This is a genomic window from Actinomadura sp. J1-007 (assembly GCF_009793335.1).
In the GTDB taxonomy this organism is placed as follows: domain Bacteria; phylum Actinomycetota; class Actinomycetes; order Streptosporangiales; family Streptosporangiaceae; genus Spirillospora; species Spirillospora yumaensis.
In genome coordinates this window covers 5,323,475-5,336,971 of record NZ_WING01000001.1, presented here as the reverse complement: position 1 = coordinate 5,336,971, position 13,497 = coordinate 5,323,475, and the positions used below count along the sequence as shown (strand labels likewise).

The 13,497-nt window shown below is 73.8% G+C and carries 9 protein-coding genes and 2 pseudogenes; 7 read left to right on the top strand and 4 right to left on the bottom strand.

Annotated elements, in window-relative coordinates; genetic code table 11:
• Positions 1-3 precede the first annotated feature (3 nt).
• The 6 genes and pseudogenes from GEV43_RS24235 (at position 4) to GEV43_RS24210 (ending at position 7,574) form a co-directional block, all read left to right on the top strand.
• A complete protein-coding gene (locus GEV43_RS24235) occupies positions 4-906 on the top strand; it encodes an ABC transporter permease (protein WP_160822651.1) in 903 nt (300 codons plus the stop codon).
• Complete coding sequence (locus tag GEV43_RS24230) at positions 899-1,717, top strand: ABC transporter permease (protein WP_160822650.1); 819 nt, start codon at positions 899-901, stop codon at positions 1,715-1,717. Before GEV43_RS24235 ends, GEV43_RS24230 begins: the two co-directional genes overlap by 8 nt.
• Entirely contained in the window at positions 1,714-2,862 is a 1,149-nt protein-coding gene (locus GEV43_RS24225) for an ABC transporter ATP-binding protein (protein ID WP_160822649.1), read from the top strand. The genes GEV43_RS24230 and GEV43_RS24225 overlap by 4 nt, the downstream gene beginning before the upstream one ends.
• Before the next feature lie 34 nt (positions 2,863-2,896).
• Positions 2,897-3,436 (top strand): annotated as a pseudogene (locus GEV43_RS24220) (phosphotransferase); the annotation flags it as partial.
• Positions 3,437-3,498: 62 nt separating this feature from the next.
• On the top strand, positions 3,499-5,928 hold the full coding sequence (locus tag GEV43_RS53935; protein ID WP_375539103.1) for an aminotransferase class III-fold pyridoxal phosphate-dependent enzyme: 2,430 nt from the start codon (positions 3,499-3,501) through the stop codon (positions 5,926-5,928).
• A 2-nt stretch (positions 5,929-5,930) separates the two neighbouring features.
• A complete protein-coding gene (locus GEV43_RS24210; RefSeq protein ID WP_241683808.1) occupies positions 5,931-7,574 on the top strand; it encodes an amidohydrolase in 1,644 nt (547 codons plus the stop codon).
• Between the two features lie 17 nt (positions 7,575-7,591).
• Here the strand turns inward: GEV43_RS24210 and GEV43_RS24205 are convergent, their stop codons facing one another.
• Both GEV43_RS24205 and GEV43_RS24200 read right to left on the bottom strand, forming a co-directional pair.
• The gene (locus tag GEV43_RS24205; protein WP_160822646.1) at positions 7,592-10,519 is read right to left on the bottom strand and encodes a helix-turn-helix transcriptional regulator; all 2,928 of its coding nucleotides are present in this window, start codon (positions 10,517-10,519) and stop codon (positions 7,592-7,594) included.
• Between the two features lie 210 nt (positions 10,520-10,729).
• A complete protein-coding gene (locus GEV43_RS24200) occupies positions 10,730-10,945 on the bottom strand; it encodes a hypothetical protein (RefSeq protein ID WP_160822645.1) in 216 nt (71 codons plus the stop codon).
• Positions 10,946-11,332: 387 nt separating this feature from the next.
• Between GEV43_RS24200 and lexA the strand changes: the two genes are divergently transcribed.
• On the top strand, positions 11,333-11,827 hold the full coding sequence (gene lexA / locus GEV43_RS24195) for a transcriptional repressor LexA (RefSeq protein ID WP_309239816.1): 495 nt from the start codon (positions 11,333-11,335) through the stop codon (positions 11,825-11,827).
• A gap of 3 nt (positions 11,828-11,830) precedes the next feature.
• On the opposite strand, the pseudogene GEV43_RS24190 reads toward lexA, so the two are convergent.
• Together GEV43_RS24190 and GEV43_RS24185 are read right to left on the bottom strand one after the other, a co-directional pair.
• Positions 11,831-12,678, bottom strand: a pseudogene (locus GEV43_RS24190) (SAM-dependent methyltransferase).
• A 52-nt stretch (positions 12,679-12,730) separates the two neighbouring features.
• Positions 12,731-13,435 carry a TetR/AcrR family transcriptional regulator gene (locus tag GEV43_RS24185; protein ID WP_160822644.1) on the bottom strand — a complete coding sequence of 235 codons (705 nt, stop codon included), beginning with the start codon at positions 13,433-13,435 and terminating at the stop codon, positions 12,731-12,733.
• Between the last annotated feature and the right edge of the window lie 62 nt (positions 13,436-13,497).

The following is a 13,497-nucleotide window of genomic DNA, read 5'->3' as shown; positions in this document are numbered from 1 at the left end:
GCGATGACGACCACGACGACCACCACGGTCCCGGCGGCGGGGGGACGCGGGACGCCGGGGCGCCGGGGCGTGCGCCTCCGGGCCCGCGCCGCCTGGCTCGTCCTGCCCGCGACCGCGCTGCTGCTGGTGTTCTTCTTCTACCCGATCGCCACGATCGTGTGGCGCAGCTTCACCGAGCCGCGTACGGGCCTCGGCAACTACACCGCGCTCCTGCACGACGGCGTCTCGGTCAAGGTGCTGGTGCGCACGCTCGTCACGGCGCTGATCGTGGCCGCGTCCACGCTCGTCATCGCCTACCCGTACGCCTACGCGATGACGAGGGTCGGCGCGCGGGCCCGCGGCGTGCTGACGATGATCGTCCTGCTGCCGTTCTGGACGTCGCTGATGGCCCGCAACTTCGCCTGGTACATGCTGGAGCAGCGCGGCGGCCCGATCGAGCGGCTCCTCGGCGCGGTGGGCTTCGACGGCGTCGTGCTGCTCGGCACCGTCCCGGGCGTGACGCTGGCGATGGTGCAGGTCATGCTGCCGTTCATGGTGCTGCCGCTCTACAGCGGCATGGAGGGGATCGACCGGCGGCTGCTCGACGCGGCCGGCAGCCTCGGCGCGCCGCGGTGGCGGGCGTTCGCGCGGGTGTACCTGCCGCTGTCGGTGCCGGGCGTCCTGTCCGGGTTCTCCCTGGTGTTCATCATGACGCTCGGCTTCTACATCACTCCGGCGCTGCTGGGCTCCCCGCAGCAGTCGCTGGTCTCGCAGGTGATCGGGGAACGGGTCAACCGGCTGCTGGACTTCGGCGGCGCGGGCGCGCTCGGCGGCGTGCTGCTGGCGGTGACGCTGGTGGTGCTGTTCGCGGTGTCCCGGGTCGCGCGGCCGGCCAGGGCGCTCGGCGGGGCGGTGGGACATGAGTGACACGAGCGGCGGTCGGCAGGGCGGCCGGGACGGCGGCCTCGGCTGGGGCCTGCGGACCGCGGTCGCGCTGACCGTGCTGCTGCTGATCACCCCGACGGTGGTCGTGATCCCGATGAGCTTCTCGGGGGCCGACACCTTCCAGTTCCCGCCGGAGTCGTGGTCGCTGCGCTGGTACCGCTCGTTCTTCGGCTCCGAGAAGTGGATGTACGCGCTGCTCACCTCGGTGCAGATCGGGCTGCTGGTGGCGGCCTGCGCCACCGTGCTCGGCGTCGCGGTCGCGCTCGGCCTGAACCGGTCGCGGTTCCGCGGCCTCGGGGCCGTCCGCACGCTGATGACGGCCCCGATGATCATGCCGGGGATCGTCGTCGCGGTCGCGGTCTACGGGGTGTTCATCCGCTGGCAGCTCAACGGCACGGCCGTCGGGTTCGTGATCGCGCACACCGTGCTGGCGCTCCCGTTCGTCGTGACGGCCGTGTCGACCAGCCTGGCCGGCTACGACCGCACGATGGACGTCGCCGCCGCGACGCTCGGCGCGACCGCCTGGACGACGTTCGTCCGCATCACCGTGCCGCTGGTCGCGCCGGGCGTGCTGTCCGGGTTCGCCTTCGCGTTCGTCACCTCGCTGGACGAGGTGGTCGTCGCGCTGTTCCTCCAGACGCCGGACATCCAGACCCTGCCGGTGCAGATGTACAACTCCATCACCCTTGAGATCGACCCGACGATCGCGGCGGCGTCGAGCCTGATGGTGACGGCCACCACCCTCGTGCTGCTTGTTCCGCAGTTCGTACGCCGCGAGCGGAGGACACGATGAACCCCACCGTCAACGACAGCAGCCGCGGGATCCGGATCAAGGGGGTGTCCAAGGTCTACTCCGGGACGGCGCGCCCGGCGGTGGACGCGGTGTCGCTCGACATCGCCCACGGCGAGTTCATGACGTTCCTCGGGCCGTCCGGCTCGGGCAAGACCACGATGCTGTCGATGCTCGCCGGGTTCGTGTCGGTGTCGGCGGGCTCGATCGAGATCGACGGCCGCGACGTGTCGCGGCTGAAGCCGCACAAGCGCGACCTCGGCGTCGTGTTCCAGCAGTACGCCCTGTTCCCGCACCTCAGCGTGGCCCGGAACGTGGCGTTCCCGCTCCAGCAGCGCCGGATGCGCAAGGCCGACATCGCGGCGAAGGTCGCCGAGACGCTGGAGCTGGTGCACCTCGGCCCGTACGCCGACCGGCTGCCCGGACACCTGTCCGGCGGGCAGCAGCAGCGCGTGGCGCTGGCCCGCGCCGTGGTGTACCAGCCCCGGGCGCTGCTGATGGACGAGCCGCTCGGCGCGCTGGACAAGCGGCTGCGCGACCGGCTCCAGCGCGAGATCGCGCGGATGCACCGCGAGCTCGGCATGACGTTCATCTTCGTCACCCACGACCAGCACGAGGCGCTCACCCTCTCCGACCGCATCGCGGTGTTCAACGAGGGCAGGATCGAGCAGGTCGGCGCGCCGGCCGAGCTCTACGAGCGCCCCGAGACGCTGTTCGTCGCGCAGTTCCTCGGCGAGTCCAACGGCTTCCGCGGGACCGTGGACAAGGCCGCCGGCGTCCTGCGCTGCGGCGCGCACGCGCTGAGGGCCCCGCGCCTGGACCCGCGGCTCGACCGGGCCGAGGGCGTCGCGGTCGTCCGGCCCGAACGGCTGTCGCTGCACGGCGACGCCGCCGACGTCGCGTCCGGGCGCAACCGCCTGGGGGCGACCGTCACCGAGGTCGTGTACGTCGGCGACCGCCACCAGGTGGGGCTGCGCTTCGCCGACGGCACCACCGGCACCGCGACCCACCCGGTCGGGTCCCCGCTGCCCGCGATGCCCGGCGAGTGCGTCACGGTGAGCTGGGACCCCGAGCACCAGTCGATCGTCACGGGCGGCGCCGGCGCGCCGGTCCCGCCCGTGGCCGCAGAGATCCCGGCGGACGCGTGAGCCCGGCGTCCGGCGTCCGTCCAGTCCCCCGGCGATGGGAGTCCCGCCCGTGACAACGCAGACCGACAGCGGCGGCCGGAACGGCACCGGCGAGGCCGCCGGAGCCGACGAGCGTTTCGAGCGCATCACCGCCGGCGTACCCGAGGTGACCGACGCGTTCCTGCGGGACGTCCTCCGGGACCGGTTCGGGCTCGACCCGGTCACGCTCGGCCCGCTCGCGGGCGAGACCGACCGCAACACCCACGTCGTGGACGCCGCGGGCGAGCAGTACGTCCTCAAGGTCACCGGCGCGGGCGAGCGGCGGGCCGCCGCGTTCCAGACGGCGCTGCTCGCGCATCTCGCGGAGCGGGACGCGGGCTGCGCGGTCCCGCGCGCCGTCCCCGACCGGTCCGGCGAACGGGTCGCGGCCGTGGACGGCCTGCTGGTGCGGCTGCTGACCTGGGTCCCGGGCGCCCCGCTGGCCGAGGTGCGCCGCAGGTCGCCCGAGCTGCTCGCCGACGTCGGCGCGGCGGCCGGGCGGCTGGCCGCCGCCACCGCGTCGTTCACCCCCCTGACCCGCCCGACCCCCACTACTGGGAGTTCGCGCACGCGGGCGCGGCGCTCGCCGGGTCGGTCCCGCACGTCCGCGACCCCGACCTGCGGGCGGCGGTCGCCCGCATCCAGGCGCGCCACCTGCCCCTGCTGGACGAACGGCTCGGCGGGCTGCCCGCGGCGGTCGTCCACCACGACCTCAACACGTTCAACGTGCTGGTGCGCCGGGACGGCGGCCGGACCCGGGTGTCCGGCGTGATCGACTTCGGTGACGCGGCGCGGGCGCCGCGGGCCGCCGACCTCGCGGTGCTGGCCTCCAGCGCGATGCGCGGCGCGGCCGAGCCGCTGGCCGTCGCCGCCGCGCTCACCGCCGCGTACCACGGCGCGTGCCCGCTCGGCGAGGACGAGCTGGACCTGCTGTTCCCGCTGATCGCCGTACGGTCGGCGGCGGTCGCGGCGACCACCGCGCGGCTGGACGCCGGACGGCGGCACGGCGACCCCCGGCACCGGTCCGCCGCCGTCGCGGGCCTCGCCCGCCTCCTCGCCGACGTCCCGGCCGAGGTGGGCCGCGCCGCCGTCCGGCAGGCGTGCGGGCTGCCCGCGCACCCGGCCACCGCGACGGCCGCCGCCTGGCTGGCCGGGAACGCCGCGTCCGTGACGCCGCCGGTCGAGGGCCCGTTCGGCCCGTTCCGGCTCGACGCGGCGGGCGAGTGCTTCGACGGCGCGGACCCGCGCGAGCCCGACTCCCTGCGCGCCGCCGCGCGCGACGGCATCCGGGCGTACGGTCCGGGCGTGCCGGTGGGCCGCTACGGCGAGCCGAGGTTCCTCGCTCCGCGGCGGCGCGGCCCGGGGTCCGGTGACGTTCCCCTGGGGCTCGACGTCTTCGCCTCCTCCGGCACCCCCGTTCGAGCGCCGCTGGCCGGGGTGGTGGAGGGCGCCGGGGCCGATCTGGTGCTGCGGCACGAACCGGCCGACGGCGTACGGTTCCGCACCCTCTACGCCGGGCTGTCGCACGACCTGGCCGAGGGCGAGGAAGTACCGGCGGGCGGACGGCTCGGCCAGGTCGCGGCCGACGCCGCCGACGGGCTGCCGCCGCGCGTCCGGATCCAGATGACCGCCGTGCCGGTCACGGCCTGGCCGGACGTCCCGCGGCAGGCCCCGGACTCCGAGCTCGCGCTGTGGCAGGCGCTGTTCCCCGACCCGACGCCGCTGCTCGGCGGGCAGAACGCGGTCGCGGCCTGGACGCCCGCCGCCGACCGGGCCCTGGCAGCGCGGCGGCGGCACCTGCCGAACACCCACCCGACCTACTTCAGCGACCCCATCACCATGGTCCGCGCGCGGGACTGCCGGTTCTACGACGAGCACGGGCGCGCCTACCTCGACGCCCTGAACAACGTCACCCTCGCCGGGCACGGCCACCCCCGCCTCGTCGAGGCCGCGGCGCGCCAGCTCGGCAGGCTGAACACCAACACCCGGTTCGTCTACGAGGTGCTGTCGGAGTACGCCGAGCGGCTCACCGCGACGCTGCCGGACGGCCTCGACGTCGTCTACTTCGTCAACTCCGGCAGCGAGGCCAACGACCTGGCGCTGCGCATGGCCCGCTACCTCACCAAGCGGGACGACGTGGTGATCATCGACGACGCGTACCACGGCTACACCTCGGCGGTCTCCGACGTGAGCCCCTCGCGCTACCGGCACTACGGCAAGCCCGACACCACCCACCCGACCCCCGTGCCGGACCGCTACCGGGGCCGGTACGGCTACGACGACCCGGACGCCGGGGCGAGGTACGCCCGGCACGTGGCCGACGCCTTCGACCGGCTCGCCGCGGCGGGACGGCCGCCGGCGGCGTTCCTGTTCGAGGCCCTGCTCGCGGGCGGCGGCCAGGTGGTCCTGCCGCCCGGCTACCTCGCGCCGATCTTCACGGCCGCCGCCGGGCACGGGGCGCTGACGATCGCCGACGAGGTGCAGGTGGGGTTCGGCCGGCTCGGCGAGGCGTTCTGGGGCTTCCAGACGCAGGGCGCGGACGTCGTCCCCGACTTCGTGACGATGGGCAAGGCCATGGGCAACGGGTTCCCGGTGGCGGCGATGGTCACCACCCGGGAGATCTCGCGGGCGTTCGACCCGGCGGGGCGGTTCTTCTCCACCTACGGCGGCAACCCGGTCGCCTGCGCGGTCGGCCTGGAGCTGCTGAACGTCGTGGAGGAGGAGGGCCTCCAGCACAACGCGCTGGTCACCGGGCAGTACCTGCGCGACAGGCTGTCGGCACTGGCGGAACGGCACGGGCTGATCGGCGACGTGCGCGGCCAGGGCTTCTACAGCGGCGTCGAGTTCGTGACCGACCGGCGCACCAAGGAGCCCGCGTCGGACGAGACGCTGATCGTCTGCGAACGGCTCAAGGACCGGGGCGTGCTGGTGTATCCGACCGGCCCGGCGTGGAACGTTCTGAAACTGAAGCCGCCGCTGACGTTCACGCGGGCCCACGCCGACGAGTTCGCCGCGGCGCTGGACGACGTTCTGGAGGAGGGCTGGTGACGATGGACGCCGACCTGGTGCTGCTCGGCGGCACGGTGCTCACGCTGGACGAGGAGTCCCGGACCGCGACCGCCGTCGCGGTGGCGGGCGACCGCGTCGTCGCCGTCGGCGGCGACCGGGAGGTGCGGGCGCTCGCGGGCCCGGGGACCCGGACGGTCGACCTCGGCGGGCGCACGGTGCTGCCGGGGATCAACGACGCGCACCTGCACCTGGCGATGTTCGGCCTCTCCGGGCCGCCGTACTCGGCCGACCTGAACGGCCTCGGCTCTCTGGACGACCTGCGCGGCGCGCTCGCCGGGGCGCCCGGCCCCGGCGGCTGGCTGGCCGGCGAGGGCTGGCGCGAGGCGAACATCCCGGAGTTCGACGCGGAGGTCCCCGGCCCGCACCGTTCGCTGATCGACCCGGTCACCGGAGACCGCCCGGCCATCCTGCACCACGCCTCGCGGCACTCCGTCCTGGTCAACACCATCGCGCTGCGCCTGGCGGGGATCACGCGCGACACCCCCGACCCGCCCGGCGGACGGATCGTCCGCGGCCCGGACGGCGAGCCCACCGGCCTGCTCCTGGAGGCCGCGAAGGAGCTGGTCACCCGGCACGTCCCGCCGTACTCCGAGCGGGAACGGCTGGACGCGATCGCCTCCGCCATGCGGACGCTCAACGCGCTCGGCATCACCAGCGTCACCGACCCGATCGTCTGGCCGGAGCTCCTGCGCGACTACACCACCCTGCGCAGGGAGGGCCGGATGACCGTCCGCGTCAACGCCCTCCTGCACTGGGACTGGCCGTCCCCGACGAGCACCTCCGAGGGCCTCGCGACGGCGCTGGCGTACGCGGGCCTGTCGACCGGGCTCGGCGACGACTGGCTGCGGGTCGGCGGCTGCAAGCTGTTCGCCGACGGGGTGCCGACGCAGTGCACCGCCTGGCTGCACCGCCCGTACCCCGAGGGCGGGACCGGCCACCTGATCACCCGCGGCGACGACGAGCACGCGCGGTACGAGGAGCTCATGCGCATGATCGAGCTGGCGCACCGGCACCGGCTCCAGGTGCAGGTCCACGTCACCGGCGACCGCGCGGCGGACGCGGCGGTGGACGGCCTGGCGCGCGCGCTCAAGGCCGACCCGTGGCCGGACGCGCGGCACGCCCTGATCCACGGGACCCTGCTGGCGGAGGACTCGTACGCCCGCCTCGCCGAGCACGGCATCGGCGTGATCACCAGCTCGCTGATGAAGTCGCACAGCGGCGCGTCGATGACCCGGTCCATCGGCGCGGACCGCTGGGCGCGGGCGTTCCCCGCCGGGGCGCTGCTCGCCACGGGCGTCCACGTCGCCGACAGCTCGGACGCGCCGGTCACCTTCCCCGACTGGCGGCGCGGCGTGGCCACCTTCGTCGGCGCCGCCCCGGGCCCGTTCTCCGACGTCCCGCCGGACCTGCGCCTCACCCGCGAGCAGGCGCTCCGCCTGTGGACGACGGCCGGAGCCCGTTTCGAGCACGCCGAACGGCGCAAGGGCTCGATCGCCCCCGGCCGCCTCGCCGACCTCGTCGTCCTGGACGAGGACGTCATGGCGGTCGAGGACTCCGAGCTCCAGCACCTCACCCCGACCCTCACCCTCGCGGGCGGCCGCATCGTGTACGACCGGGACCGCTGAACCGTGAACACCGTCCCTCACCCGGTCGGCGCGAAGCGGCGCTCCAGGACGTCGGCCTGCGCGTCGGCGCCCAGCCCGCGCAGCCGGTCCGTCAGCTCGGCCACGGCGGCGGAGTCGTCGAGCGGAATCCGCACGGCGGCATGTCCGGCGAGGATCCGGGCCTCCATGCTGGAACCGGTCCTGCCCAGGCTGTCGAGCAGGGTGAGCAGCGCGCGGACATCGTCCAGCGGCGGTGCGGCGGCGACCCGTTCGCTGAACGCCTTCGCGGACACCCTGGCGCCCACCTCGTACAGGGCGTCCAGCAGGCTGACGGCTCCCCGGGCGTCCTTCACCGGGAACTCGGTGGCGGCGCGCTCGGCGAAGAGCCCGACATGCACCTTCATCTTCTCCTCACGCAGCGCGTGCAGCAGCGCCGCGACCTCGCGGTGGTCCTCGCACGGCATCGCCAACGCGGCGCGCCTGGCGAACTCCACCGTCTCGGACGTGGCCCCCGCGGCCTTCAAGCCGTCCAAGGCGGGGAGTACGGTGCCCGGCCTGGTGACGGGCCCGGTCTTCGCGACTCGTCCGGCGAGCAGGCGGGACGTGCCGGACGGCTGGGTTCCGGCCAGGGTGGCCAGGAGGACGGCCACGGCGTCCGGGTCTTCGAGCGGGACGCCCGCGGCGGCGCGTCCTGCGAGCCGTTCGGACTCGGCCGCCAGCCCTATGTCGGCCATGCCGTCCAGCAAGCCCGCCACCGCGCGCGGATCGCCGAGCGGGATGCCTTCGGCGGCCCGCCTGGCGAACGCCGCCGCCCCGTCCGGGACATGGTCACGGAGCATGGCCAGTAGGGCGACCGCGGCTTCGGGCTTGTCGAGTTTCATGTCGTCGGCGGCACGCCGGAGCAGCGCCTGAGCGTGCTCGCCCGACCCGTTCTCCCGGAGCCGTTCCAGCACCGCGACCGTGGCCTCACCATCGTCCAGCGACATGTGGGCGGCGGCACGCCGGAGCAACACCTCAGTGTGCTCGCCCGACCCGTTCTCCCGGAGCCGTTCCAGCACCGCGACCGTGGCCTCACCATCGTCCAGCGACATGTGGGCAGCGGCACGCCGGAGCAGAATCCGAGCCGCCTGCCACTCCGTGCTGTCCCAGAGCCGATCCAGCACCGCGACCGTGGCCATGGCGTCGTTGAGCGACATCTCGGCGGCGGTGCGCCGGAGCAGGAGGTTCCGCTCCTCCGCCAGGTGCAACCCCTGCAACAGATCCAGCAGATCGACGGCCGTGCGGGGGACGTTCAACCGCATCTCCGCGGCGGCGCGCTCCGCGAGTTCCCTGGCCTGCGCGGTCATGCCCAGAGCCTGGAGCCGGCGCAGGAGGAGCACGACCGCCCGCGGGCCGGCCAGCGAGCAGGACACGGCGCGTGCCGCGAGCAGTTCGGCCTTGCCGAACGTACCGGGGCGGGCGAGGCGGACGAGGAGCGCGGCCACGTCGTTCGGATCGTCGAGCGGGGTCTCGCGGGCGGCGCGCTCCGCCAGACGCTCGGACGCGGCCGCGAACCCCATGCCGTCCATGGCGTCCAGCAGGCCCACGACCGCGTGCGGACGGTCGAGCGGGACGCCTACGGCGGCTCGGGCCGCGAAGCCCCGGGCCGTGTCGCGCGCATGGTCGCGAAACAGATCGAGCAGCGCCGTCGTCGCCCTCATGTCCCGGACCGGCATCTCCTCCGCCGCGCGCGCCGCCAGGGTCGTCCACAGCCCCGACGCGTCCATCGCCCGTAGCGTCTTCAGCAGGTCGAGGACCATGTGCGGGGGGTCGAGCGGCGTGGCCGCGACGGCGCGTGCCATGAAGACCCCGGCCTGCGCGTCGGCGCCCATGTCCCTGAGCCGGCCGAGGAACAGCGCCACCGCGAGCGGATCGCTCACGGGCAGACCTGCCGCCGCCCGTTCCGCGAGCGCGTTCGCCTGGGCGTCGGCGTTCAGTTCGCGCAGGCTGTCGAGCGTCATGGTCACCGTGCGCGCGTCGGTGACGGGGACGGCGTCCACGATGCGGTCCGCGAGCACGCCCACCTGCGTGCTCGCGTCCATCCTGGTCAGCCGCACCATCAGGTCGATGGCGGCGTAGAGGTTGTCCAGGGGCATGCTCACCGCCGCCCGCACCGCCAGCACGCGGGCCTGCGCGCTCGCGCGGACGCTCTGGAGGCGGTCGAGCAGCAGACCGATCACGTGGGGCCGGTCGAGCGAGGTCTCCGTGGCCACGCGCTCGGCGATGACCATCGCGTGCCCGGACGCCCCGAGGCTCCGGAGGTCGTCGAGAAGGCTGACCACGGACATCGGGTCCGTGAAGTCGACGTTGCCGAACAGACCGTTCAGATCGGAGAGTTGGACGCCCTCCAGATGGTCGAGGAACACTTCGAGCTGGCGGCAGCGCTCCTCGGCCTCGTCCCTGGTGCGGCGGGCCCGCTGGAGGTCGCGCGTGAGCTCGGCGATCTCCTGTTCCAGGCGGTCGCGCTCGGCCGTCATCGCCGCCCGGTCGGCGGCCCACTCGTCGCGCAGCCGCTCCTGGTCCGCAGCGAGCTCCTCGACCTGCCGCACCCGCCTCTGGATCTGTTCCTCAAGGTCCCCTGCGCGGCCTTCGGCCGTCTGCCTGGCGGCGAGGGCCGCCTCCAGCTCGTCGGTGACGAGCCGCGCGAGATACCTGTGCGGGTGCGCGACGAGCAGTGCCTTCAATTGCAGGAGGGTGAGGTGCTCGTACACGCCTTCCCCGACCGGCTTTCCGCCCTTGGCCAGGATGTCCAGCAGCTTGTCCAGGAAACGGTGGTCGTTCGGGACGCGATGGCCGCTCAGGTACCGGGAAAGGCTTCCCTTGTCCACATGGAAGACCCGCGAGAACTGGTTCTGCGAATAGCCCGTGGCGGCGAAGAGGTCGCGCAGGGCCTCCGTCCATTCCCGCACCGCGGGCTTGAGGTGCATCGGCGTTTGATCTTGCCGTGGAGCCGGATCATGCGCTGGTCTCGGCATCAACTCGGACATGCGGCCATTATCAGGCGCTCTCCGCCGCGTCACAGGGCGCTCGCACGAGGTTGTGTTGCCAGTTGCCGCAACGGTTCCGCGCCGCTCCGCCCGGCTCCCGTACCGGGCGGGCGGAGCCGGGAAAGGCGGCAGGCCATCGCTCCGGGCCCCTTATCCGGGGGCGTTGCCGCCGCCGTCCGCGGGCCCGAGCGGAAAGATCTGCATGAGGAGGCTGATCACGGTGAGGACGGTGTTGATCGCGGCGACGGCCGCGAGGGAAAGGGACGCGGTGCCGACGTAAGTCAGCGTCCCCGTGAGGATGCCGGCGGCCAACGCCGAGCCGAGAATGATCGCGAGCCTGACGGCCGGTGTCGAACGGCGGGGCATAAGGACGTCTCCCTGCGTATTCGAGCCCGCGAACGGATTCCCGCGAGCCGAATTTCATTGCAGCGAGCGCGCGACCCGTTGAGGAAGGGCGCAACGGGTGGTTGCGGCGTTCGGCAACGGGTTGCGGCGTCCGGCAACGATGCGTGCCGTACGGCGCGTGCGCGCAGGCCGGGGCCGCGCGTCCCGGAAACCGTCCGGGGGTGCCTCTAGAATCCCGTGGGTGACCGCCTACGATGATCTTGATGCGTTCGAGGGGCTGGACGCCTCCGCCCTGCCGCCGCGCCAGCAGCGGATACTGGCCGCGATCAGGGACTGGGTGGTCAGGTACGGGTATCCCCGAGCACGCGGCAGCTCGGCGACGCCGTCGGCCTGCGGTCGGCCTCGTCGGTGTCCCGGCACCTGGCGAGCCTGGAGAGCAAGGGGTTCCTGCGCCGCGGGACCTCGGTCGCCCGGCCGATCGACGTGCGGGCGTTCCTGAACGGCGGCGCCGGACGGGAGCCCGCCGACGACTCGGTGACCGTTCCCCTGGTCGGCGACATCGCCGCCGGCGCGCCCATCGCGGCCGACGAGCACCTCGACGGCACGCTGTCGCTGCCCCGCGAGCTCACCGGGCGCGGCACGGTGTTCGCCCTGCGGGTCCGCGGCGACTCGATGACCGACGCCGCGATCCGCGACGGCGACCTCGTCGTGGTCCGGCAGCAGCCCGAGGCCCACTCGGGACAGATCGTCGCCGCGATGATCGACGGCGAGGCCACCGTCAAGGTGTACCGGCGCCGCGACGGGCACGTGCTCCTCGAACCCCGCAACCCGGCCTACGACGTCATCGACGGCGACGAGGCCGCGGTGCTGGGCGTCGTCGTGTCGGTGCTCCGCAGCGTCTGAGGCTCACCGCTTGCGCAGGACGCCGCCGTACTCGTAGACGCCGCGGTCGAGCCGCGACGCGCCCTCGTAGCGGCGCAGCTCCTCGGGGACGGGGGCGAGCGGGGGCTGGACGTCCATCGGGCGCCAGTCGGCCAGGTCGCACAGGCCCGGCTCGACCGGGTCGAACCCCGACAGCAGCGCGTCGATCTGCGCGGGCGTGCGGGTCTGCCACGGGATCCCGGCGGCGGTGACCTGCTCGGTCATCCGCGCGCAGCGCTCCGGGTCGTCGCACGCCACCTGCGAGAACGTCAGGTGGCTGCCCGGCGCGGCCCGGTCGGTCACGGCGCGCAGGACGCGCTCGGGCCGTCGGCGTCGCGCAGGTGGTGGCCGACCGACAGGAACAGCGCCGCGACCGGCTCGGAGAAGTCGATCAGCCGCTCGACGTCGGGATGGGCGAGGACGGCGTCCTGGTCGCGCATGTCCGCGGTGATCACCGCGGTGGACGCGTCGCCGGCCAGCAGCGCGCGCCCGTGCGCGAGCACGACCGGGTCGATGTCCACGTAGACGACCCGGGCGTCCGGCGCGAACTCGCGGGCGACCTGGTGCACGTTGGCGTCGGTCGGCAGCCCGCAGCCCATGTCGACGAACTGCCTGATCCCGGCCTCGACGGTCAGGTAGCGGACGGCCCGGTAGAGGAACAGCCGGTTCTGCCGGGTGATGTCGAGCCCGGCGGGGTGGTGCTCCAGCTGGGCGCGGATGAACCGCCGGTCGACCTCGTAGTTGTCCTTGCCGCCCAGCAGCCAGCCGTAGGCCCGCGCGGACGTCGGCCGGTCGCTCGTGGTGTCGGCGATCGAGAGCTGGTCTTCGTTCACATGCGGGCTCCGCTTCCGGACGGTCCGAGGAGATCTCTGCCGCTCCGGAACGCTACCCCCCGCCGCCCGGTCCCGCTGATCTTCGGCGGGGATCGCGTGCGCGGCGGAGGCGATCGTCACGCGCCGCGCTCCCTCGGGAGCGTTCCGTCGAGCAGGTGCCTGAGGCCGGTGGTGAACGAGTAGTCGCGGGCCAGGTCCCCGGAGACGGGGCCAGCTCCTCGATCATGGCCAGGCCGCGGGCCTGCGGGGCGCTGGTGTAGTGCGGCGGGGCCGCGGCGTCGTGGCGCCGGTGCCGGTGGGCGAGCAGCGCGTGCCCCGCGGTGAAGTACCAGAGGGTCTCGTGGGCGAGGAACGCCTCGGACGGGGTCAGGCCGCGTTCGGTGAGGGCGGTCAGGATCTCGTTGGTCAGCCAGGCGCCGCGGGCGTTGACGGCGACGCCGGTCGCCAGGACGGGGATCGCCCAGCGGTGCGCGACGAACAGCCGGTGCATCCGCTCGCAGAGGGCGACGAGCCGTTCGGTGCCGCCCTCAGGCAGCGCCGCGGCGTCAATGTGCAGGTCGGCGGAGGCGATGAGCTCGGCCAGCAGCTCGTCCTTGTCGCGGACGTAGTGGTAGAGCGCGGTCGGCGTGCTGTCCAGCCGGGCAGCCAGCCTGCGCATCGACAGCTTCTCCACGCCGTCGGCCGCCACGATCTCCCGGGCCTCGTCGAGGATCCGGTCGAGGTTCAGCCGCGCCGGCCGTCCGCCTGTGTTGACCATGCCCCCATTCTGCCGGGTTGCCCGCCGCGATCAGGTTATGTAACAGTGTTAGGTAAGGTAAG

Excerpts from the sequence above, each read along its gene's own strand:
- GEV43_RS24205 (WP_160822646.1), bottom strand. The coding sequence starts at position 10,519 with ATGCACCTCAAGCCCGCGGTGCGGGAATGGACGGAGGCCCTGCGCGAC.
- GEV43_RS24225 (WP_160822649.1), top strand. The coding sequence starts at position 1,714 with ATGAACCCCACCGTCAACGACAGCAGCCGCGGGATCCGGATCAAGGGG.
- GEV43_RS24200 (WP_160822645.1), bottom strand. The coding sequence starts at position 10,945 with ATGCCCCGCCGTTCGACACCGGCCGTCAGGCTCGCGATCATTCTCGGC.
- GEV43_RS24230 (WP_160822650.1), top strand. The coding sequence starts at position 899 with ATGAGTGACACGAGCGGCGGTCGGCAGGGCGGCCGGGACGGCGGCCTC.
- GEV43_RS24235 (WP_160822651.1), top strand. The coding sequence starts at position 4 with ATGACGACCACGACGACCACCACGGTCCCGGCGGCGGGGGGACGCGGG.
- GEV43_RS24210 (WP_241683808.1), top strand. The coding sequence starts at position 5,931 with ATGGACGCCGACCTGGTGCTGCTCGGCGGCACGGTGCTCACGCTGGAC.
- GEV43_RS24185 (WP_160822644.1), bottom strand. The coding sequence starts at position 13,435 with ATGGTCAACACAGGCGGACGGCCGGCGCGGCTGAACCTCGACCGGATC.